Genomic DNA, 21,154 nt, shown 5'->3' with positions numbered 1-21,154 from the left:
ACGCGATTCTAACGCCCTGTGCCGCGTGGTGCGGCCGGTTTCGTATCCGCGTCCGAATCGGGCTTCTCGTCGGCGGGGTTCCGCCCAGCGAGAGAGTCCTGCTCAGCAGCTCCTGCGGCATCGGCTTCTGCGTCGTCGCTTTCCCGGGCCTCGAAGCCGGCGCGCTTCTTCTCCGTCGCGCGCAGCGTCAGGGGAAGCCAGCCATAGCCTTGGCGACGCCGTTCGACGAGCCCATACCCGAAGGCCAGCACGAACATTGCGATGCAGATGATCATCGATCCGGCGTCCACGAGCAGGGAGAGGGGGGTCAACTCGAACTCATCGAGTGGCTTCTCATACACGTAGTAGTCACCGAACTCATTGAACGGTGCATGCGCACCCCAGATGCCGTACCCGATGGCGACGATACGCAGGGGCTTGGGCAGGTCGCTGTCCCGCAGCGCCAAGGCGATGAGGGGCAGGAACCAGATGAAGTGGTGGCTCCACGAGATCGGCGACATCATCAGCGTCGTGAATCCACACAGGGTCACGGCGAAGGTGCGGTGACCGTTGCGTTCCCAGAGGATCGCCGCGGCGAGTCCGACGGCACCGACGAGCACAGCGAGTAGCAGACCCTCGGACGGGATCTGATCGGGATTCTCCTTGGAGAACCGGATGTAGTTGCCGATGACCGACTGGTTGGTGAAGTACTTCAGGCCCGTGTTGATGCCCGAGTCACCCTCGAGCAGCCGTGTCCAGAACGTCATCGACGCCTGCGGCAGGAATGCGAACCCGACGACCGTCGCGACGCAGAACGAACCGAACGCCACGAGTGCGGGCTTCACCTTGCCGGAGAAGAAGAGGTACACCGCGAACAGTGCGGGCGTCAGCTTGATCGCGGTGGCGATACCGATGAGCCAGCCCTGCGGCAGACGCGGCAATCCAAGCCGGTCGAGAGCCCGCGGGCCGGGCACGATGTCGAGGAACACCAATGCGGTCATGGCGATGTTCACCTGACCGAAGCCCAGCGTGGTTCGCAGGGGTTCGATCATCAGGATCGCTGCGGCCGACGCCAGCGACAACCGCCAACCGGTGAGCCCCAGCCGGTGCACCATCGCGATGACGAACAGGGCGTTCACCACGAGCCACAGCTGCTGCGTGGTGGCCAGCTCGAACCAGGTGAACGGCAGGGACAGCAGTGCTGCGACCGGGGGATAGATGAACGGCAACTCGTCCGGGACGTTGTAGATGTCGCCGCCGACGAGAAAGATCTCGGCCGTGCGTCGATAGACGTCCATGTCGATCATCTGCGGTGACCACGGGCTGAAGGCGCCGTTCGCGATGGCGGTCGCTCCGGACCAGAGCGCCGCGAACAGCGGAGGAACGGCCAGGACGAGCGTCCACAGCAGGTTCTTCAGGACCTTGACCACATTCACGAGACGTCGGATTCCATCGGTCGGGTTCGGGTCGCGTCGCGCTGCATCTGCAGACACCACACAAGCACCGAGACGGCAAGTACGGCCACGAGAATATCCGGCATGGCCGCGAGGGTCTTCTCCCACGCGGTGTAACCATGGATCTCCTCGACCGCATGTGGCGCGCCGCCGATGGTGAGCTGTGGCTGTGTGCACATCCAGATCGTCACCAGCAGTACCAGCCAGCGCATGGGGCTCGGAAGGTCCTCGGAAGTGGGGCCATCGGCGTGCTTGCCTGACGAGTCCGTGGTGAAAGCGGCGGGAAGCAGCGCTGCGATCAGAAGCAGCACCCATACGAGGTGGTGGATCCAAGCGATGGGGTTCGCCAAGCTGCTGGTGAGGCCCAGCACGCCCAGAGCCAGCAGCGATTGACCGCGCCGATGCGCGAGAGCTGCGGCGGCCAGTCCGACCACGAGGAGAATCAGGGCGAGCATGAGGCCAACGCTCTTACCGGTCTCCAACCCCAAGAATCTCTGCGTGGCGGAGACGACGGAAAGATTGAACAGCCATCCGCTGGAATCCATGTTCGCGCCCGAATCCCCCATCGCCAGCCGCCACCAATAGCCCCATGCCCGAGTCGGGGCCACCGCGAGCCCCAGCGCCACCGTGGCGAGGAACGTACCCGACGCGACCGCTGCATCTCGACGGCGTCCGATCAACCAGAGGTGGATGATGAACACAGCGGGGGTGAGTTTGATACCGGTCGCGACCCCGAGGCCGATCCCTGCCGGGAGACGACGCCGCCGATCTTCCGCAGGACGGATGAGGTCGAGCACGACCAGTGCCAGCAGCAGCACACCCACCTGCCCCAGCTCCATGACAGAGCCGAATGGTGCCAGCAGCAGAATCACGGCGACACCGGCCATACCGGCCGCGGTCAGGCTCAGTCCCAACCGACGAAGGACCAGTACGACCAAGGCGCCCTGCAACGCCAACCAGATCGTCTGGGCCGCCACCCATGGCACGAGGGTGAATGGCGTGGCCAACAAGGCTGCCAGCGGGGGATAGATGTAGGGGAACACACCGGGGACGGGGGCGTAGAAATCGCCACCCTCCAGCAGGACGCGGGCGGCCACCACATAAACACGGAAGTCGGCGGTGATCGGAGCGATGCCCCATGGTGAGGTGTCACTGGAGCGCATGCCTGCCATGACAGCTGCGAGCATCGGGAACAGGTATGCCGCACACGCGGGCCAGAAACCCGAAGGCTGCCCCTTCGTCACAGCCACTCGCGGATCCTCGCCCCCACCGCGGATGCGGCGTTCGAACCGATACGCACCGCCGGACGCCCGCTGGATCCCACCACCGAATGCAGGCTGGGGTGTGACTGCTCCATGATGTGCGGCTGCCCGACCCACTCCAGCATGGTGCGGTCGTTCGGCATGTCACCGAACGCCGCCACATCCGCAGCATCGATGCCTTGGTCGATACACCACTCCTGAAGCAGAGTCGCCTTGCTGACGCCGGGGGCGGAGACCTCCAGCAGGCCGATGGAGGAGTGGAAATTCGAATGCGTCACGGTGAGCGCATCACCGACGATCTGCTCCACTGTGGCTGCCAGGGGATCACTGGGCAGGCCGACGTGCTGCACGAGGAACTTCACGAACGGTTCTGCGACGAGATCGGTTCCGGTGGCGGTGAAGAAGGCGTCACCCACCGGTGCCTCCTCGAACCAGTCCCAGCCGGGTTCGTGCCCGAAACGCATTCCGATCTCGACGCCGAAGGTGACCTCGGGCAGCTCGTCACGGATCGCGGCCATGGCGTCCTGGGCAACCACGGCGTCGACCGGGTGACTGATGAGGGGGCGTCGCTCCTGAAGATCCCACAACAGGGCGCCGTTGCTGGAGATCACGAGCGGATGGCCGACGGGGAGATCCTCGATGACACCGAGCCAACGGGGAGGACGCCCGGTGGCCAGCAGCACACCGATGCCGGCGTCGACCGCATCGACGACCGCGTCACGATTGATGGCGGTCACCTGCCCCATCGGGTCGAGGAAGGTGCCATCGAGATCGCTGACGATCAGACGTGGCCGGAGAGTCATGCAGGTGAGTCAATCACAGACGGGACGGCGGCGTCGGCGTTCCCTCGGCCGTGTCGGACGGGGTCGGGCTGGCCGAATCCGACGGGCTCTGGGATTCGCTGGGTTCGGGACTTTCGCTCGGGGAGGCGGTGTCCGAGGGGCTGGCTGTCGACGATGGGGTCGGCTCGCCACTTTGAGGTACCGGGGACGGCTCGGGAACCGGATCGGATTCGCGGAACAACAGATAGGCGATGAGCAGGGCGAGCACCGCGAACAGCAACATCAGCAGCCACGACGTCAGGATGCTGAGCCACCCCGCGCGGTCGGATCGACCGGGCCACGGCAGGGGAAAGGTCCGCGTCCGGCCCGCCTTGGTGTTCTTCAACCAGTAGTGCTCGTAGTCGGGGCCCTCGGCATCGGGCTGAACGACATCCTCCAACTCGACGCCCTGCAGGATCTCGCGCACCTGCTCGACCTCCTGTGGGTCCCGCGTCCACGGCATCGCGACCCACGGCGCGAGTTCCTGGGAATCGGCCGGGAGAGGGGAGTCCTTGGGGGCCCGGAAACGTCGCCCCAGACGTCCCTGATCCTGATCGTGCCCGCCACGGGCCACGACCTCGTCGATGTGCAGGCCATTGATGAGCCCTGAGAACCGGTCGCGGGCGGCTTTGTCGTTGGCAGCGCCGTCGCTGAGCAGAATGAGCCGGACGCGGGTATCCCGACCATGGGCGATGTACACCACACCCGACGGGCTGGCGTGCAGGCGTGCGTCGAGCCAGAACTCATCGATGTGTGGCGGGTCGGACGGCAGCAGCGGGGCGAGGTTCACTTCGGGCATCGAGCGCCATTGTGCCACCGCCGCGCCGACGATCGTGTGTGTTCGCGCCACCACGTTGGGTAAGGTTCCCACGGCAACGTGCCGAACGATCCACGAATCAGGACGAATCCAGCAGGAGGCGGCGTGACGGAGTCCCCCGAGATGGGCGCACAGATGACACCGGAGCAGGCGTCCGACCTGCTGCGCACGTCCATCGAACAGGTGCAGCGAGTGATCGTCGGTCAGGAGCACATGGTCGAGCAGCTCATGGTGTCGCTGTTGGCCAGGGGACACTGTCTGCTCGAAGGCGTTCCCGGCGTCGCCAAGACGCTCGCGGTGCGGAGCTTCGCCACCGTCGTGGGCGGCGACTTCTCCCGCGTCCAGTTCACCCCCGACCTCGTGCCCTCCGACATCGTCGGTACGCGTATCTACTCCGCGAACCAGGAGAGGTTCGAGATCGAACTCGGCCCGGTCTTTGTGAACTTCGTGCTCGCTGACGAGATCAACCGGGCCCCGGCCAAGGTGCAGTCGGCGATGCTGGAGCTGATGGCCGAGAAGCAGGTCTCGCTCGGTGGCCAGACCTACCCGGCGCCAGATCCCTTCATCGTGATCGCGACGCAGAACCCCGTGGAGTCCGAGGGCGTCTACCCGCTTCCGGAGGCCCAGCGCGACCGCTTCCTCCTGAAGGTCGACGTGCCGTATCCGGCCGGTGACGAGGAATTCGAGATCCTGCGCCGCATGAGCCAGCGGACCCCCGAGCCCCAACCGGTGCTGAACCCCGACTTGGTCAAGCAGCTCCAGGGCATGGCCACCGACGTGTTCGTGCACAAGCACGTCGCCGAATACATCGTGCGGCTGGTGTTGGCGACGCGAACCCCCGCCGAGTTCAACATGCCCGACCTCGACCCGGTCATTCAGATCGGCTGCTCGCCGCGTGCGACGCTCGGCCTGGTCAACGCCTCGCGCGCCCTCGCTCTGATCCACGGACGTGACTACGTGCTGCCCACCGATGTCCAGGCCGTGGCCAAGGACGTCATGGCGCACCGTCTCGTGCTCGGTTTCGACGCCGTGGCCGACAACATCGATCCCACGCAGGTGATCGAGCGCGTGGTCGCCATGGTTCCGGCGCCGACGCCGGTGTGGGATCAGGGTCAGCAACAGCCGCAGCACCAGCCGTCGGCCCCGCAGCAGCCCTATCCGCAGCAGAGTTATCCGCAGCAGGGGGGCTATCCGCAGCAGGGTTATCCGCCGCAGGGGCAGCAGCCGACGCCGGAGCAGCTCGCACAGTTCCCGCCGCCCGGGCAGAACCCGCAGCAGTACCGACCGAACTGATCGGGGGTCGTGCATGAGCCGTCCCGAATCCGAGACGCCCGCAGCCCTCGCGTCGGTGGTGGGCGTCCCGACCGCGCCCACGGTGCCGTTGAACCGATTGGCACCCGAAGCGGCGCTGCGCCGACTCGAGCTCGCCGTGGTGCGTCGACTGGAGGGGTTCCTCCAAGGTGACCATCTGGGGCTGCTTCCCGGGCCGGGCAGCGACACCAATGACGCCCGCACCTATCAGCCGGGCCAGGACGACGTGCGGATGATGGACTGGGCCGTCACCGCCCGCACCACCGTGCCGCACGTGCGTGACACTGTCTCCGACCGCGAGTTGGAGGTGTGGGCCATGCTCGATGTGACCCCGTCGATGAACTGGGGCACCGAGGGCGTCACCAAACGAGACCTGGGCATCGCCGCCATCGCGACGATCGGCTTCCTCAGCCAGAAGATGGGCGACCGCTTCGGTGGCATGATCATGCGGCCCGAGAAGGTGCAGCGCCTCCCGGCCCGCTCCGGACGCAACGCCCTCTACGGGCTGTTGCGCTCCATGCTGAACGAGCCGATGGTCCCCGATCATGCGAAGGGAACGATCGACCTTCCCGAGGGCATCGAACAACTCGCCCGAACACAGCGTCGACGCGGGATGCGCGTGGTCGTCTCGGACTTCCTGACACCCGGCGACCAGGAACTCGACCCCAATGTGGAACCCCCGTGGGAACGCGCCCTCCGACGGCTCACGGTCCGCAACCAGGTTCTGGCCGTGGAGGTCGTGGACCGACGCGAACTCGAGTTCCCCAACGTGGGGGAGATCCTCATCCGCGACCCGGAGACAGACTTCGAGCAGTACGTGAACACCTCCGATCCCGCGGCCCGGCGTCGGATGAACCAGGCCTCGGCCGCGCAGCGTGAACGGATCCGGATCGCATTGCGGCGGGCCGGCGTCGGCCACATCCAGTTGCGCACTGACAGAGACTGGGTGCATGACATCGCGCGATTCGTGCTCACCTACCGCCGGGTTGCCAGCACCCTGCATGCCCCGCCCCGAGGAGTGAGCCGTTGATGGGTTGGTTCCCGACATTCGAGCTCCCGGGCCGGTTGCTGTGGCTGCTGGTCATCCCCCTGCTCGTGACGCTGTACATCATTGCGATGCGGCGGCGAGGGCGTCGGGGCATGCGGTTCACGAACACCTCGATGCTCGCGGCGGTCATGCGTCCGCAGAAGCAGTGGCGACGCCACCTCGCCGTCGCCCTCTCGATGTTGTCGCTGGCGGCCCTGACCATCGCCTTCGCGAAACCATCGGCCGAGGCCAGGGTCCCGGTGGAGCGAGCCACCGTCGTGGTGGTCATCGACACCTCCCAATCGATGGGGGCCACCGACGTCGAACCGAACCGGTTGGACGCGGCGAAGACCGCCGCCACTGACTTCGTGGAATCCATGCCCCCGAACATGAACGTGGCCGTGGTGGAGATGGCCGGAAATTCCGGCATCCGGTTCTCCGCGGACACCGACCGAGCAGCAGCGACCCGCGTCATCGACGCCCTGAAGCTCAAGGACGGCACCGCCGTGGGAGAGGCGATCGCGTTGGGCCTGGACGCGCTGCGACGAGTACCGGGTGGCGATGGGGAGCAATCCGAGGACATCGCTCCCGGCGCGATCGTTCTGCTCAGCGATGGGGAGTCCAACAGCGGACGCCCTGCCCTGCAGGGGGCCGATCTCGCCAAGGAGGCGGGGGTCCCGGTGCACACCATCGCCTATGGGACCCAGACCGGATTCGTCGATCTCGACGGGGAACGCCATCAGGTGGCGGTCAACAAGGAGGAACTGGAGCAGGTGGCGCAGACCACCGAGGGAAAATCCTATGAGGCCGCCGACGCCAAGCAACTGGATGCGGTGTTCGACGAGATCGGTTCCGAAGTGGGGCACCGGACCGAGGAAGTGGAGGTGACCGCGCAGTACGTCGGATGGGGGTTCGGGTTCGCCGTCCTCGCTGCGTTGGCCGCTATCTCATTGGCGGTGCGATGGCCATGACACACAACACCGCGCAACGACGAGTCCCCAGAACGCCCGGACCCAGAACATTCGGACGCGAAGTTCCCCGATTCGGAAGTGACATGGGAGAGGAAGGCCATCGTGATTGAATTCGCCAATCCCGAGCGGCTGTGGTGGCTGCTGCTCGTGCCGGCCCTGGGTTTCCTCTACGTGATCTTGCTGGCATGGCGCAACGACCACTCCGAGAAGGATCTGCAGCAGATGCTCGACCGTCAACGCGGTTGGGTCAAGCACGTGGTGGTCCTGCTCTCGGTGCTGAGCCTGGCGTCGATGCTGGCGGCCTGGGCCCGCCCCCAGGCCGAGGTGGAAGTGCCTGTGGAACGAGCAACCGTTGTGCTGTGCTTCGACGTCTCGTATTCGATGGAGGCCACCGACGTGGCGCCCGACCGACTCACGGCGGCCAAGGATGCCGCCAACGGCTTCATCGACGAGATGCCCGATGGCTTCAACATTGCGATCGTCGACTTCGCCCGTCAGGCGTCGTTGGTCTCCGGCCCCTCGAACGACCATCAGGAAGCCCGGAACGCCGTGGACAGTCTGCGTCTGCGTCCCAGCACGGCGATCGGTGAAGGCATCTACGAGGGCCTTGATTCCCTCGCCCAGGTGCCGCCGGACCCCGACCACCCCGATCGGCCGGTGCCGGCCACCATCGTGGTGATGAGCGACGGTGAGAGCCGCTTCGGGCGGGACCCGTTCACCGCCGCGGCCGACGCGAAGGAACAACACGTGCCGGTGCACACCATCGCCTACGGCACGACCTCCGGAACGATGCGCGACCCCGACACCGGCCAGACGATCCCGGTGCCGGTCAACCCCGAGCAGCTCCGCGAGATCGCGAACGCCGGTGGCGGACAGGCTTTCGTGGCGGAATCGGCCGAGCAGTTGACGCAGGCGTTCAGTGAGATCGCCCGCAGCGCCGGCGTCGCCAAGGAGTACCGTGAGGTGACCGCGCGGTACGTCGGTTTCGGGCTCACCTTCGCGATCCTCGCATCACTCGGAATGGTGTCGCTGGCCGCGCGCTGGCCCTGACCCGAAGCGAAGGCATCTGGTGCCACGGTCGTGTCGGGAAGGCAGGTCGTGTCGTTGATGAAGGAGCATGCGATGGACGGCGTGGTGAAACGCTACGAAGAGGTGACCGAACGGGTCGCCGAGGCGTCGAGGAAGGCCGGACGCGAACCGGGATCCGTGCGACTGCTGCCGGTGGCGAAGACGTGGCCGGTGGATCACATCTCCGGACTCCTGAGGCATGAGCCCGGCCTGATGCTCGCCGAGAACAAGGTGCAGGAGGCCGAGGCGAAGGCCACCGAGTGCGTTGAGCAGGGCCTCGACGCCCGATGGAGCATCGTGGGACACCTGCAACGCAACAAGGCCAAGTTCGTGGCACGTTTCGCCGATGAACTCCAGACACTGGATTCTGTCGCACTGGCCCGGGAGCTCCAGAAACGGCTCGACACCGAGGACCGCACGCTCGATGTGATGATCCAGGTCAACACCTCCGGTGAGGAACAGAAGTTCGGCGTCGAACCCGACGCGGCACTGACGCTGGCCCGTGAACTGGCGGCCTTCGACCGGCTGCGCCTGACCGGTCTGATGACCGTGGCGATCGCGGGGGACCGCGCCCAGGACCAGAGCGAGGTGGCCGCATGTTTCGACCGCCTCGTCGATGTGCAGCAGCGGCTCCGCGACGATGACACGGTCACCGGCTGCGTCGATGATCTGTCGATGGGGATGTCAGGGGATTTCGAACTCGCCATCGCCCACGGCGCCACCACGGTCCGCGTCGGCACGGCGATCTTCGGCGCCCGCGACTACACGTGACGTCGGCCTGATCACTCCTGCCCGACGGGACGCGACACCGCGCAGGTCCCGTCACTGCCGGGCATGCGGTGGCGGTTCTGTGCGATGAGGCGATAGACCGTATGGGCGGGACGCTCCATCACGCGGCTGTCGAGAACCCGTCCGAGGATCCGCGTGGGCAGGGGACCGGTACTGAGGATCTTCGCCCACGCATGGTGCCCCCAACGCACTGACCCGTCCGCGCAGAGCACCGGCATCTCCTGGTACGCCCGGTCAGGATCGATGCCCAGTGCAGGGAGATCCGTCTCGTGCAGCGACGTGAGACGGACCGCGAACGGCGCACGCTCCACCCACGCGGCGCATCGGGTGCAGAAACCGCAGTCGGCGTCGTAGAGGACGAGGGGAGGCTCGGCGTCGGTGGTGGGGACTGTGGCGGCGTCCCGTGGTGCCCGGCTCATGGTGCCTCCTGCTGCCGTCGGTGTCTCTTTGGCGTCGACCTCTTGGCGGCGTCCAGTCTAGCATCCGGAGGCCTGCATCGAAGCAGGTTTCGCTTCCTGCCGGGTCTGAGGCACAATGGCGGTGTTCCACCCGTGTGTGAGGAGGCAGGGGAAGGCTGAACTCACGCCGACGAGGAGGAACACACATGAGCAGTGGCACCGGAGTGATCTGGATCCACTCGACGCCGTCAGCGCTGTGCCCCCACATCGAGTGGGCCGTGGGCGGCGTACTTGGTGTCCCCGTGAACTTCGAGTGGACGCCACAACCGGCCGACCGCAGTCAGCGGGCCGAATATGCATGGCGCGGGCCGACCGGGTCCGCCGCCGCCATCAGCAGCGCCCTCTCCCGATGGGGACGCGTGCGTTTCGAGGTCACCGAGGAAGCTAGCGCCGACGCCGAGGGCGAACGCTACGCCTACACGCCATCGCTCGGGGTGTTCCGCGCCACCACCGGTGAGTTCGGCGATGTCATGGTTCACGAGGACCGCATCAAGGCCGCCATGTTGGAGGACTCCGCAGGCGGTGAGCCCCTGCGCGTCGCCCTCGACAAACTCTTGGGGCGGCCCTGGGATGACGAACTCGAGGCCTTCCGCCACGCCGGCGAGGACGCTCCCGTCCGCTGGCTCCACAAGGTGGTCTGAGCCTGCTCCGACCTGAGTCTGCTCTGCGCTGCTCTGAATCTGCGCTGAGCCGCCTCGTCGGTCCAGTGGATGCGGCGCGTCAGAGCGGGATGTTGGTGTGCTGCCCGCGGTTGCCGTAGTCGTGGGCCGCGATCGTGCTGGCCAGGGTGGAGCGGGTGAGCGTCGGCTCCACGAGCTCATGCACGACGCCGATCTCGATCGCTCGCTGCACACCACCGGAGATGCGCTCATGTTCCTCGGCGAGTTCGGCCTCGAGCTGCGGGCGCATGTCTTCGGCCACGGCGGCGAGTTTGCGTCGGTGCAGGATTCGGATGGCCGCCACCGACCCCATCACCGCGATCTCGGCATCGGGCCAGGCGAAGACGCGCGTCGCGCCCAATGATGCAGCGTTCATGGCGATGTAGGCGCCGCCGTAGGCCTTGCGGGTCACCAGCGTCACACGGGGCACGGTCGCCTCGGCGAAGGCGTGCAGCAGCTTTGCGCCACGGCGTACCACACCGTCCCACTCCTGGCCGACACCGGGAAGGTACCCGGGCACATCCACCAGCACGATCAGAGGGATGCCGAACGCGTCGCACAGGCGCACGAACCGGGCGGCCTTCTCCGCCGAGAGCGAATCGAGACATCCACCCAGACGCAGTGGATTGTTGGCGATCACACCGACGGTGCGTCCACCGAGCCTGCCCATGACGGTGGCGATGTTCGGTGCCCAACGTCCGTGCAGCTCCAGCGCGGTGCCCTCGTCGAGGAGCCCTTCGATGAGCGGATGCACGTCGTAGGCGCGCTTGGGGGAATCGGGGAGGAGTGCCATGAGGTCGGTGTCGACGACCTCACCCACCGTGCCCTGTTCACTGAACAGTTCCACGAGCTGACGCCCGTGCTCCAAGGCATGGGCCTCGTCGTCGGCCACCAGATGGACGACGCCGGAGCGGCGTCCATGGGTGTCGGGACCGCCGAGACGGAGCATGTCGACATCCTCGCCGGTGACCGAACGAACCACGTCCGGCCCGGTCACGAAGATACGGCCTTCAGGGGCGAGGACGACCACATCGGTCAGAGCCGGTCCGTAGGCGGCACCGCCGGCGGCAAAACCGAGCACCACCGAGATCTGCGGGATCTTTCCCGAGGCCCGCGTCATCACATTGAAGATCTGGCCCACGGCATCGAGTGATGCAGCGCCTTCGGCCAGACGGGCGCCACCGGAATGCCAGATGCCGATGACCGGAATGCGATCCACGAGCGCCTGCTCGTAGGCACGGACCACGACCCTGCATCCATCGACACCGAGCGCGCCGCCCATGATGGTGGCATCCGAACAGAACGCAACCGTGCGGTTGCCGTTGATCATGCCTTTGGCCGCGAGCATTCCCGAGCCGTCGTCGGGGGTCAGCAGCTCCATGGTCCCGTCGTCGAAGAGCGCCGCGAGTCGGTGATTCGGGTTGCGGGGATCCTCTTCGCGCGGGGGCTTCGGGGGCTTCACCGGCTTCGCGGGGGCGGAAGCGGTGGTGTCGGGGGCCGAAGCGTCAGGCATGGGACTCCTTGAGTGAATGAGCGGGATGACGAGGTGCGCGGGGAGCGAGGCTCAGTCGGTCACGTTCTCGTTGGTGAAGCACAGCGCCACATTGGGCCCGCCGAAACCGAACGAGTTGTTGATGGCGGCAAGGTCGCCGGCTGGCAGGTCGCGGGCGGTGTTGGCGGCGATATCGATACCGAGGTCGCTCTCGGGATTCTCGAGATTGATCGTTGGAGGCACTGTGCGGTCCTTGAGCGCCATGACGGTGGCCAGGGACTCCATGGCCCCGGCACCGCCCAACAGGTGACCGGTCATGGACTTGGTGCCGGTCACCACGGCCTCGGTGCCATCGCCCAACACACCGCGGATCGACTTTGCCTCGGTGATATCGCCCTGCGGGGTTGCTGTGGCATGGGCGTTCACGTGCTTGATGGAGGAAGCATCGATTTCGGCCTCGGCGAGTGCGCGCCGCATGGCGAGCATCTGGCCGCGACCGCTCGGGTCGGGCTGGACCATGTCATGTGAGTCGGCGCTGAGGCCTGCACCGGCGATGGTCCCGTAGATCTTGGCGCCGCGTGCCTGTGCGTGTTCGAGCGTCTCGATGACGAAGAAGGCCGCGCCCTCACCGAGAACGAAGCCGTCACGGTCCACGTCCCACGGACGTGAGGCGCGTTGAGGTTCGTCGTTGCGGCGGCTGAGCGCCATCATCTGGCCGAAGCCGGCCATCGTGAATGGGTGGATGACGGCCTCGCCACCGCCGGCGACGACCACGTCGGCACGGCCCAGACGCAGAATGTCCGCTGCCTGGGCGAGGGCCTCGTTGCTGGAGGCACAGGCCGAGACCGGCGTGTGCAGGCCTGCCATGGCGCCGATGCGCAGACCGATGTTCGACGCCGGGGCGTTCGCCATGAGCAGAGGAATGGCGTAGGGGGAGACACGTCGGACACCGCGCTCCTTCTGCACATCCCAGTTGCCGATGAGCGACTGCAGCCCGCCGATACCGGTGCCACAGCTGACGGCCAGACGTTCCCCGTCGACGTCGTTGTCCTCACCGACCGCGAAACCGGCGTCTCCCCAGGCCTCGAGGGCAGCGGTGACGGCGAGCTGACTGACGCGATCCATGCGCCGGGCTTCGACCCGCGGTAGATCGGGTTCGACGGCGCATGGTGCGGCGATCTTCGTCGGGAGGCCTTCGGCCCAATCGTGGGTGAGAGCCTGGACGCCGGAGGTGCCGACCTTGAGAGCCTGCCATGTGCTCGGGGCATCGCCACCCAGCGGGGTGGTGGCGCCCATGCCGGTGATCACGACCGTACGGGACATCAGCGTTCCTTCCTGACGAAGCAGTGAGGGGAGGGAAAAGTTGGGAGATGGGGGGCGCCATGCCGGCGCCAGAGTGGCGGGGCCGGATCGATCCGGCCCCGCCGTGCAGGGGATCAGCCCTGATGGTTCTCGATGTAGGCGACGGCGTCGCCGACGGTCTTGAGGTTCTTGGACTCCTCGTCGGGGATCTCGACGCCGAACTTGTCCTCGGCGGCGTAGATGATCTCGTTCATGGCGAGCGAGTCGGCGTCGAGGTCGTCGACGAAGGACTTGTCCATCTGCACGTCCTCGACAGGCACGTTGCAGACCTCGTTGACGATCTCGGCGAGCGAGGAACGGATCTCTTCAGTGGTGGCCATGGTGGTTCCTTTCGTGGTGGAGTCCGACACCTTCGGTGATGAAGGTTCGGAGGATTTGATGATGTGGATGGCTGTGTTGAGTTGTACTGCTGGCAGCGGGGCCGCCAGCGGGTCGAAATACGTCAGGCAGTTGGGTGTTCAGGGCAGTTGGGTGTTCAGGGCAGTTGAATGACCTGACCGGCATAGCAGAGCCCGGCACCGAAGCCCATTATCAGTGCGGTCTGGCCGCTCTCGACGAGGTTGTCATCGTAGAGGCGCTCGATGGCCAGAGGCACCGATGCCGAAGATGTGTTTCCTTGATATTTGATGTCCCGGGCAACGGTGATGTGCTCGGGAAGACGCAGAGTCCGCATCATGGCGTCGATGATTCGATTGTTCGCCTGGTGCGGGATGAACACGTCGAGATCTTCGGGTCCGATCCCGGCCTTCTCGAGCATCTCCGCTGACTGGCGGGCCACATAGGTGCAGGCCCACTTGAACACGTCGCGGCCCTGCATGTGGAATTTCAGCTCGCTGCCGTCGGCGGTGGGCGTCATGCCCATGACGCCGGAAGCCTCGCCGTCCGAACCCCACACTGCCGGGCCCATGCCCGGGGTGTCGCTGGGCCCGACGACCGCGGCTCCCGCACCGTCGGCCAGCAGGAAGGCCGAGCTGCGGTCCTGGAAGTCGGTGATGTCGGTGAGCCGGTCGGCGCCGATCACCACCACGTACTCGGCCGCGCCGGAGCGCACCAGACCCTCGGCCTGAGTCAGCCCATAACAGAAACCGGCGCAACCGGCGGATTGATCATAGGCGGGGGCGCCGTTCGCACCCAGGGCCGCGGCCACCTGGGGGCCGCCCGCGGGCGTGCGAACCGGCCAGGTGACGGTGGCGAGGATGACCGCACCCACCTGATCACCGGTGATGCCGGCGCGCTCCATGGCCATCTTGCCGGCCTCGGTGCACATGTGCAGAAGGGTTTCGTCATCGCTTGCCCAGCGACGCTCGATGATGCCGGAGCGCTGCTCGATCCACTCGGGAGTCGAGTCGATGATGCGGCACATCTCCTCGTTGTCGACGCGGCGGCGCGGCCGGTAGGAGCCGAAACCGAGGACTCGTGCAAAGGGTGACCCGGTGGAACCTTTGAGAGCAACGCGGGGCGCACGGTGCGTTCGTGAGGTGGCGGTCGGAGCGTTGGGGGAGGTCATCGTGTCACCTCGGTGTGGCCAGTGCTTTCGGCGGTCGGGTGCAGACGCACGAGGGCCTGCCCGGGGCTGACCGGGTCGCCGTCCTCGGCGAGGATCTCCACCACGACGCCACCGCGGGGGGCCTCGACAGCGCTCTCGCCCCGGGAGTTGGCCACGGTTCCGACGGTGCTGCCGGGCGGAAGGATGCTGCCCGGCTCGAGGCCCTCGGTGCGTTCGAACTGACCTTTTCCGGGAGAGACGACCAGGCGCCAGGCCGGGTTGTTGTGCAGTTCTTCGCCGCCGGAGGGTTCGGCGTGCCGGTGAACGAAGGCGGTGGCCTCCTCGAGTTCGTCGGGGGTGTTCAGTTTGAACAGCTCGACGCCCTTGAGGTTGCGCTTCGCGATACCGGTCAGCGTGCCAGCCGGGGGCAGCTCCAGGAGGCCGGTGACGCCGAGGTCGGCCATGGTCTCCATGCAGAGGTCCCAGCGCACCGGACGGGCGACCTGACCGACGATGCGGTCGAGCACTTCGCGTCCGCTGTGGACGACGGCACCGTCGCGGTTGGAGAGCAGCCGGACGCGCGGATCGTGCGTCGAGATGGCGCGGGTGAGGCGGTCAAGGTGTGACACGGCCGGGGCCATGTGCTCGGTGTGAAATGCGCCGGCGACGCTGAGCTGCATGCCGCGGACGCGTCGTGGCAGGTCAGCGGCGAGAGCCTCGAGCTGTTCGACGGTGCCGGCGGCCACGATCTGACCGGTGCCGTTGTGGTTGGCGGCAGTGGCTCCGTGACGCTCGATGGCCGCGAGGACCTCGTCGGCGTCCCCACCGATGAGGGCCATCATCGAGGTGGGCGTGACGGCGCTGGCCTCGGCCATCGCTCTTCCGCGCTCACGGACCAGCACCATCGCCTGCTCCGCGGTGAGTGCACCGGCGGCCGCTGCGGCGGTGATCTCGCCGACCGAGTGGCCGGCCCCGACACCGATCATCGGGAAGGCGTCGGCGGGACTCGGGAAGAGCGCGAGACTCGTCACGAGCCCGGCGGCCACCAGCAGTGGCTGGGCGATGGCCGTGTCACGGATCGTCTCGGCGTCAGCTTCGGTTCCGTAATGGACGAGGTCGATGCCGGCGACCGTCGCCAACCACTCGAAACGTGTGGCGAAGGCGTCATCCTCCAGCCATGGCGAGAGGAATCCTGGGGTTTGGGCCCCTTGTCCGGGGCAGACGATTGCAAGCACGGATGCCACTCTTCCAAGGGCGACACCGGATCGGCGCCAAGCGACCCTCCCAAACTTGCTGCTGAGGTTTGTAGGGTTTCCACAACGGTCTTGCCAAGCGGACCTGTGAGTGTGAAGCAGCTCAGCTGAGCAGACGTCCCAGCGTCACGGCCATTTGGAGGACGTACGCCTCGCGGGCGTCAGTGGGATTGAAACCGGTGACCTCGTGGATGCGGCGCAACCGATAGCGCACCGTGTTGGCATGCACGAAGAGGACACGGCTGGCTCCCTCAATCGATGAACCCTGATCCAGGAATGCCACGAGGGTTTCGAGCAGGGCACCCCCGGCGTCCACCAGGGAACCGTAGAGGTGACGCCCGAGGTGGCGACGCGCGTGACCGTCACCGTTCAAGGCTCGTTCGGGGAGAAGATCGGCGGTGGCCACCGGGCGTGGAGCGGTGGGCCAGGCCACGGCCGCGCGCAGGCCGGAGAGAGCTTCGCGGGCAGATGAGTGGGCGTCGACGAGGTGGTCGACGACGGGGCCGACCACGATGGCGTCCGGGCCGAAATGCTCGGTCAGGTGCCCGACCGCAGCCAGATGCTGACCCTCGTCGATGGCGGTGCCGCCGGCGATCAGGATGAGTCGGTCGCCCTGTACCGCGGAGAGCAGGTCCAGACCATGGCGGCGGCCGCTGCGGCGTAGGAGGTTGCCGTCGTGGGGGAGATCCACCGAGGGCGCCTGACCGGCGACGACTGCCACGGCACCGGTCGTCTGCCACCCCAACGCCGATGCACGAGAGAGAACGGTCTCGTCTGCCTCGCCACGGACGACCGAGTCGACCACGAGCGCCTCGAAGCGTGCGTCCCATGCCCCTCGGGTTTCGGCCGCCCGGGCATAGACCTCTGCGGCGGCGAAGGCGAGATCGCGACTGTAGAGGAGCAGAGCGTCGAGCACCGGGGGACGGTCGCTGCGAGACATCAATTCGTGGGCCTGCTCCTCGATCACATCGATGGTGGTCCGGACGAGTTCCACGGTCTGATGCAGGCTGATACTGCGCGCCAGAGTGGGTGGGGCGGCAGCGAAGACATCGCCGGGGGAGGCGTCGGAATCAGGGTCGGCGAACCACTCGATGAAGGCGTCGATGCCATTGCGGGCCAGCACGCTCACCCACGAACGTGTGTTGGCGTCGAGGGAGGGAAACCACGTCAGGCGCTGCTCCATCGCGACCGTCGTCGCGGTCGCCATCGCGCTCGCCACAGTGCGGAGACGTTTTGTCACCGACGCGCGCGTGCGTGCCGACAGCGCGGGCGGACGCGACCGGCCGTGGGCGGTGACGCGGGACGTGGACATGGGGGGCATCTTAGATGGCATTGACCCGCAGTGACTCGGCGTCCCGCGGTGCCTGTGGTCAGTGGTTCATGTGGGCAGTGGTTCATGTGGTTGGTGGTGCCTGCGTGATCAGTGGTGGATGAGTCCAGAGGCTCAGGGGCCGTGGGCGTGGGGCTCGTGGGGTGTGATTCGATTCAGCCGTGTGACGGTCGTCGGGTCGCTGGTGTAGGAGAAGAGGATGACGTTGTCGAAGGGGCAGGGTCAGCAGAGGCCGGTGTTCGTGTGGGACATGGATGGGACGCTGATCGAGTCCGGGCCCAGCATCATGCGGGGCATACGCGACGCGATCACGGACTGCGGACTCCTCGACCCCGGGCCGGAGGCCGTGTCCCGCTGCGTCGGGCCTCCCTTGGCGGAGAGCCTGCCTCGCTGGTGTGGCGTTCCCGCTGAACGGGTCGACGAGGTGATTGCGACCTATCGCGCTGGAACAGCACACGCCGAGATCGCTTCGGCCCCGTTGTTCGACGGCGTCCTCGACGTGATCGACGCAGCCACCGCCGCCGGGCACGTGCACGCGATCGCAACATCCAAACCCGAGGTGGTGGCCCGCCGCATCGTTGCGCAGAAGGGGCTCGAAGCGCGATTCATCGTGGTCGATGGAGCAGCAGGGGATGGACATCATGTGAAGGCGGACATCGTCGGACGTTGCCTGGACGATCTCCGCGCGCTTGGCATCGATACCCGCGATGCGGTCATGATCGGCGACCGCCACTACGACATGGACAGCGCCTTGGCACACGGGATGCGTGGCGCCTACGCCGAATGGGGATACGGCCATGAACCGGACGAGGACCGGGGATTCCCTCGCTACGCAACGGCCCACGACTTCTGGAACGCTGAACGCGCCCGGTTCTGACGCGACGCTGGCGAGCACGACCACTCGGTGTGCCTGCTTGGCGTGACTGCTCGGTATGCCTACTCGGCGCGACTATTCACGGTGGCACATTCCTCGTGACTGCTTGGTATGCCTACTTGGCGCGACTACTCGGCACGACTATTCACGGTGGCCCATTCCTCGTTCGGGGCTCGGAATTTTCGGGAACCGGCGGTGCTGACCTGGTGCGGCGTGACCGCAGACGGAAGCGGGCGTGTTGGCGTGGCCGTTGGCTCGTATCCAGAGTGGCAGGTGGGATGAACTCCGGCAGCCCCGACGAACCCATGCGGACACGCCAGCGTCGGGTGTCGTCTTCGACTCGGGTATTCACTGCGACCGGTGGAACAGGGCTGGCTGGTGGGGCAGGGCTGGCTGGTGGAACAGGGCTGGCTGGTGGATCCGGTCGGGGCGAATCAGCAGATGTGGTTGAGGTGACAGTGATAAGTGGTTCGGCGGGAAGCACCGTATTTTCAGGCGCTGTCGGTTGCAGTGATGCCGCCGACTGTGGTGGTGGGTGACGGTGATGCCGTATGTCCGGCAGAGGCTGCTGTGGGGGTTTGTGGGGTGGCCGGGGTTCTACGAGCGCGTGATGGTGCGGACACAGGGTGACCCCGTTGGCCAGATCGGTGCGACCACCTGCCCACCACGGGACGATGTGGTGGATGTCGCAGGACTTCGGTGGCCGATCGCATCCGGGGAACGCGCAGCCTTGGTCGCGGGTGAGTACGGCCAGACGGGCGGCACCGGTGTAGAAGCGCTGTTCCCGACCGACATCGATCGGTATGCCGGGGCCATCGAGCACCACGGGGAGAGCGCCGGCGTCACAGGCGATCTGTCGTGCCTTGGCGGTACTGATGCGAGTGCCGTCTTCGAGCTCGGCTGATCCGGCGGTTGCGCCGGTCAGCTGGTTGTGACCGATGGTGATCGCCACACGTGGGCGGTCTCCGCCATGGGCCGGGAGGTCGCCGTGGTTGTTGGCGATGGACACCAGCTCGAGCAGTGCATCGGCTCGACAACGAGCCATGAGCGTCGATGGCCCGGCGCCGGCGTCGGGTGCGAGTGAGGCATCCAGGAAGGATTGCGCGTGTTGGTCCTGCTGCCAGGACGTTGGCTCCGGTGTTGGGTCGCTGGCGTCCAACCCGGCTTGGGGATCTTCGAACGGAAGGCGTCGGTGATGTCGGTCCGCGTCGGCAAGTTCGGCGCGTCGTCGATGGGCCAGCGCGTCGATGGCGGTGCGGAGACCGGATGCTTCGGCCACGGGTAGTTTGCCGCGGATACGGACGCTTCCGTGACCGTCATCGCTGAAATGGAGTTCGCGTTCTCGTGCGGCGCGGGCTTCTTGCTCCAGGAGCCGTTGTTCTTCGAGTTCGTCGGCACGGTCGGGGCATGCGACCTCGAGAAGATGCAGTGAGAGCCCGGCCAATGACTTCGGGTCGTGATCGGCTGCCAACGTCACGAGTGTCTCGGCTGCTCGGGCCGTCTCGTTTGGCCCGAGCTCGGCGGGAAGTTCGTCAAGGACGGTGGTGGCACTGCGGGCCTGCTCGATCGACATATGACCAGAGGTCACAGCCTCCGCGACAGGTTGATGACGGGTCATGGCCGTGGCCTGCCTGACGCGCCCGGCGCAGGCGCGTCGGTTCTGTGCGTTGTGACTGTGAAGCCAGGCTGCTGTGCCCAACCCGATGTCATCGGTCCAGGCCTGTGCTTCAGCGGCGGCAAGGCCTGCATCGACCAAGCCGCGGGTACGTTGCTCGATCGCGTAGAGGGCGCTGAGAGCCTGACGGGCCTGTTCAGTGGTGAGGAGCTGCCAGCTTCGGGCATCGGTGGGGATCTGTTCGAGGGCCGCGTCGATCGCGGTGAGTGCAGCACCGACCGGCGTCAGCTCCAAGGGGAGTGACGCCGAGGAGGTGTCGGTGATGCGTGTGTCCATGCCTCGACTATGACAGGGGGGTACGACAGATTTCGGCCCTGTGTTCGAAATCTTCTTTTTGGTGGGGCGGAAGTTTCCGGGAGGTGGCGAGGGCGCCTCTGGATGATCGTCGCGACTGCCCCGAAGCGGTGTCGAACTGCCCTGAAGTGGTGTCGAGATGGCTGAGGGCGGATGTGTGGTCGGGGCTGTTCGGACCTCTGGGTGTGGTCAGTTCTGTTTCGGCTCGGTGAGAAGCGTGTGGATCTCGTGATAGCGGGTGGGCGGGCTGCTGGAGGTGGTCGTGGTGGTGATCGTCCCGCTTTGCCCGAGAGCCTCCCACGTGATGCTCCAATGAGCGGTGACGGTGGTGATGTAGGTGCCCGGGTCTTGATAGCGGTGCGTGCATGCATGTGTGGTGCTGCATTGCTGGATGGTGCCATCGCCGTGGTCGATCGTGATGACGGGATCGGTGGTGGTCATCTCGATGGTGATGCCCTGCTCGCTGTGAGTGAGTGACTGTGCAGAGACTCCGGTGACGACATAGCGATAGGGCACGCCGATGAAATGCTTGCCCCAAGGGTTCACGCGAGGGCTGGGGGTGTAGGTCACCGAAGGTTCGGGAAGCTGAAGGGACGCCAGAGCGTGCTGTGCTGCCTGTTCCGGAGTGATGCTCGGGGCAGCAGCCTGTTGGGGGACTTCATCAGGGATGAAACAGGTGATCTTGCCGATGCCGACGTACACCGGAGTGACGCATGGGTCTGGCTCTGACACCCCGGTGGAAGACTGCGGAGCTTGCTTCTTCGGAGCAGAT

General features: G+C 66.4%; 20 protein-coding genes. 7 read left to right on the top strand and 13 right to left on the bottom strand.

Features of this window, described 5'->3' with window-relative positions; translation table 11 throughout:
* Nucleotides 1–8 precede the first annotated feature (8 nt).
* Genes FB460_RS02465 through FB460_RS02450 form a run of 4 tightly spaced genes read right to left on the bottom strand, consistent with a single transcriptional unit; the run spans nucleotide 9 to nucleotide 4,315 of the window.
* Nucleotides 9–1,472 carry a glycosyltransferase family 87 protein gene (locus FB460_RS02465; protein WP_170209921.1) on the bottom strand — a complete coding sequence of 488 codons (1,464 nt, stop codon included), beginning with the start codon at nucleotides 1,470–1,472 and terminating at the stop codon, nucleotides 9–11.
* The gene (locus FB460_RS02460) at nucleotides 1,412–2,683 is read right to left on the bottom strand and encodes a glycosyltransferase 87 family protein (RefSeq protein ID WP_142092520.1); all 1,272 of its coding nucleotides are present in this window, start codon (nucleotides 2,681–2,683) and stop codon (nucleotides 1,412–1,414) included. Before FB460_RS02460 ends, FB460_RS02465 begins: the two co-directional genes overlap by 61 nt.
* Complete coding sequence (locus FB460_RS02455) at nucleotides 2,674–3,498, bottom strand: HAD hydrolase family protein (RefSeq protein WP_142092519.1); 825 nt, start codon at nucleotides 3,496–3,498, stop codon at nucleotides 2,674–2,676. The genes FB460_RS02460 and FB460_RS02455 overlap by 10 nt, the downstream gene beginning before the upstream one ends.
* 13 nt (nucleotides 3,499–3,511) lie before the next feature.
* Nucleotides 3,512–4,315: a hypothetical protein gene (locus FB460_RS02450; RefSeq protein ID WP_142092518.1), complete on the bottom strand. Its 804-nt coding sequence runs from the start codon at nucleotides 4,313–4,315 to the stop codon at nucleotides 3,512–3,514.
* Nucleotides 4,316–4,456: 141 nt separating this feature from the next.
* Between FB460_RS02450 and FB460_RS02445 the strand changes: the two genes are divergently transcribed.
* The 5 genes from FB460_RS02445 (at nucleotide 4,457) to FB460_RS02425 (ending at nucleotide 9,481) form a co-directional block, all read left to right on the top strand.
* Entirely contained in the window at nucleotides 4,457–5,626 is a 1,170-nt protein-coding gene (locus FB460_RS02445; RefSeq protein WP_142093315.1) for an AAA family ATPase, read from the top strand.
* Nucleotides 5,627–5,639: 13 nt separating this feature from the next.
* Complete coding sequence (locus FB460_RS02440) at nucleotides 5,640–6,674, top strand: DUF58 domain-containing protein (protein WP_142092517.1); 1,035 nt, start codon at nucleotides 5,640–5,642, stop codon at nucleotides 6,672–6,674.
* Nucleotides 6,674–7,642, top strand: a complete 969-nt coding sequence (locus tag FB460_RS02435) for a VWA domain-containing protein (RefSeq protein ID WP_142093314.1) — start codon at nucleotides 6,674–6,676, stop codon at nucleotides 7,640–7,642. The genes FB460_RS02440 and FB460_RS02435 overlap by 1 nt, the downstream gene beginning before the upstream one ends.
* Nucleotides 7,643–7,744: 102 nt before the next feature.
* Nucleotides 7,745–8,692 carry a VWA domain-containing protein gene (locus FB460_RS02430; protein WP_142092516.1) on the top strand — a complete coding sequence of 316 codons (948 nt, stop codon included), beginning with the start codon at nucleotides 7,745–7,747 and terminating at the stop codon, nucleotides 8,690–8,692.
* A 72-nt stretch (nucleotides 8,693–8,764) separates the two neighbouring features.
* Complete coding sequence (locus FB460_RS02425) at nucleotides 8,765–9,481, top strand: YggS family pyridoxal phosphate-dependent enzyme (RefSeq protein ID WP_211345797.1); 717 nt, start codon at nucleotides 8,765–8,767, stop codon at nucleotides 9,479–9,481.
* Nucleotides 9,482–9,492: 11 nt separating this feature from the next.
* On the opposite strand, the gene FB460_RS02420 is transcribed toward FB460_RS02425, so the two are convergent.
* Nucleotides 9,493–9,918: a thiol-disulfide oxidoreductase DCC family protein gene (locus tag FB460_RS02420; RefSeq protein ID WP_142092515.1), complete on the bottom strand. Its 426-nt coding sequence runs from the start codon at nucleotides 9,916–9,918 to the stop codon at nucleotides 9,493–9,495.
* 185 nt (nucleotides 9,919–10,103) lie between these two features.
* Between FB460_RS02420 and FB460_RS02415 the strand changes: the two genes are divergently transcribed.
* The gene (locus FB460_RS02415) at nucleotides 10,104–10,598 is read left to right on the top strand and encodes a DUF3145 domain-containing protein (protein WP_142092514.1); all 495 of its coding nucleotides are present in this window, start codon (nucleotides 10,104–10,106) and stop codon (nucleotides 10,596–10,598) included.
* A gap of 79 nt (nucleotides 10,599–10,677) precedes the next feature.
* On the opposite strand, the gene FB460_RS02410 is transcribed toward FB460_RS02415, so the two are convergent.
* The 6 genes from FB460_RS02410 to FB460_RS02385 form a co-directional block, all read right to left on the bottom strand.
* The gene (locus tag FB460_RS02410; RefSeq protein ID WP_142092513.1) at nucleotides 10,678–12,129 is read right to left on the bottom strand and encodes an acyl-CoA carboxylase subunit beta; all 1,452 of its coding nucleotides are present in this window, start codon (nucleotides 12,127–12,129) and stop codon (nucleotides 10,678–10,680) included.
* A gap of 51 nt (nucleotides 12,130–12,180) precedes the next feature.
* Entirely contained in the window at nucleotides 12,181–13,431 is a 1,251-nt protein-coding gene (locus tag FB460_RS02405) for a beta-ketoacyl-[acyl-carrier-protein] synthase family protein (protein WP_142092512.1), read from the bottom strand.
* A 113-nt stretch (nucleotides 13,432–13,544) separates the two neighbouring features.
* Nucleotides 13,545–13,790: an acyl carrier protein gene (locus FB460_RS02400; protein ID WP_142092511.1), complete on the bottom strand. Its 246-nt coding sequence runs from the start codon at nucleotides 13,788–13,790 to the stop codon at nucleotides 13,545–13,547.
* A 155-nt stretch (nucleotides 13,791–13,945) separates the two neighbouring features.
* Nucleotides 13,946–14,977, bottom strand: a complete 1,032-nt coding sequence (locus FB460_RS02395) for a beta-ketoacyl-ACP synthase III (protein ID WP_142092510.1) — start codon at nucleotides 14,975–14,977, stop codon at nucleotides 13,946–13,948.
* Nucleotides 14,974–16,191 (bottom strand): acyltransferase domain-containing protein, encoded by a 1,218-nt coding sequence (locus FB460_RS02390; RefSeq protein ID WP_142092509.1) that lies wholly within the window; start codon nucleotides 16,189–16,191, stop codon nucleotides 14,974–14,976. The genes FB460_RS02395 and FB460_RS02390 overlap by 4 nt, the downstream gene beginning before the upstream one ends.
* Before the next feature lie 121 nt (nucleotides 16,192–16,312).
* Nucleotides 16,313–17,521: a PucR family transcriptional regulator gene (locus tag FB460_RS02385; RefSeq protein WP_246044208.1), complete on the bottom strand. Its 1,209-nt coding sequence runs from the start codon at nucleotides 17,519–17,521 to the stop codon at nucleotides 16,313–16,315.
* Nucleotides 17,522–17,738: 217 nt separating this feature from the next.
* Between FB460_RS02385 and FB460_RS02380 the strand changes: the two genes are divergently transcribed.
* Complete coding sequence (locus FB460_RS02380) at nucleotides 17,739–18,416, top strand: HAD hydrolase-like protein (protein ID WP_142092507.1); 678 nt, start codon at nucleotides 17,739–17,741, stop codon at nucleotides 18,414–18,416.
* A 142-nt stretch (nucleotides 18,417–18,558) separates the two neighbouring features.
* On the opposite strand, the gene FB460_RS02375 is transcribed toward FB460_RS02380, so the two are convergent.
* Nucleotides 18,559–20,364, bottom strand: coding sequence for an HNH endonuclease signature motif containing protein (locus tag FB460_RS02375; RefSeq protein WP_142092506.1), 1,806 nt, complete (start codon nucleotides 20,362–20,364; stop codon nucleotides 18,559–18,561).
* Nucleotides 20,365–20,571: 207 nt separating this feature from the next.
* Nucleotides 20,572–21,114 carry a hypothetical protein gene (locus FB460_RS02370; RefSeq protein ID WP_142092505.1) on the bottom strand — a complete coding sequence of 181 codons (543 nt, stop codon included), beginning with the start codon at nucleotides 21,112–21,114 and terminating at the stop codon, nucleotides 20,572–20,574.
* Nucleotides 21,115–21,154: the final 40 nt, after the last annotated feature.

Source organism: Propioniferax innocua (genome assembly GCF_006716235.1).
GTDB lineage: Bacteria > Actinomycetota > Actinomycetes > Propionibacteriales > Propionibacteriaceae > Propioniferax > Propioniferax innocua.
The sequence above is the reverse complement of the archived record's forward strand: the minus strand, read 5'-3'. Positions and strand labels throughout refer to the sequence as shown.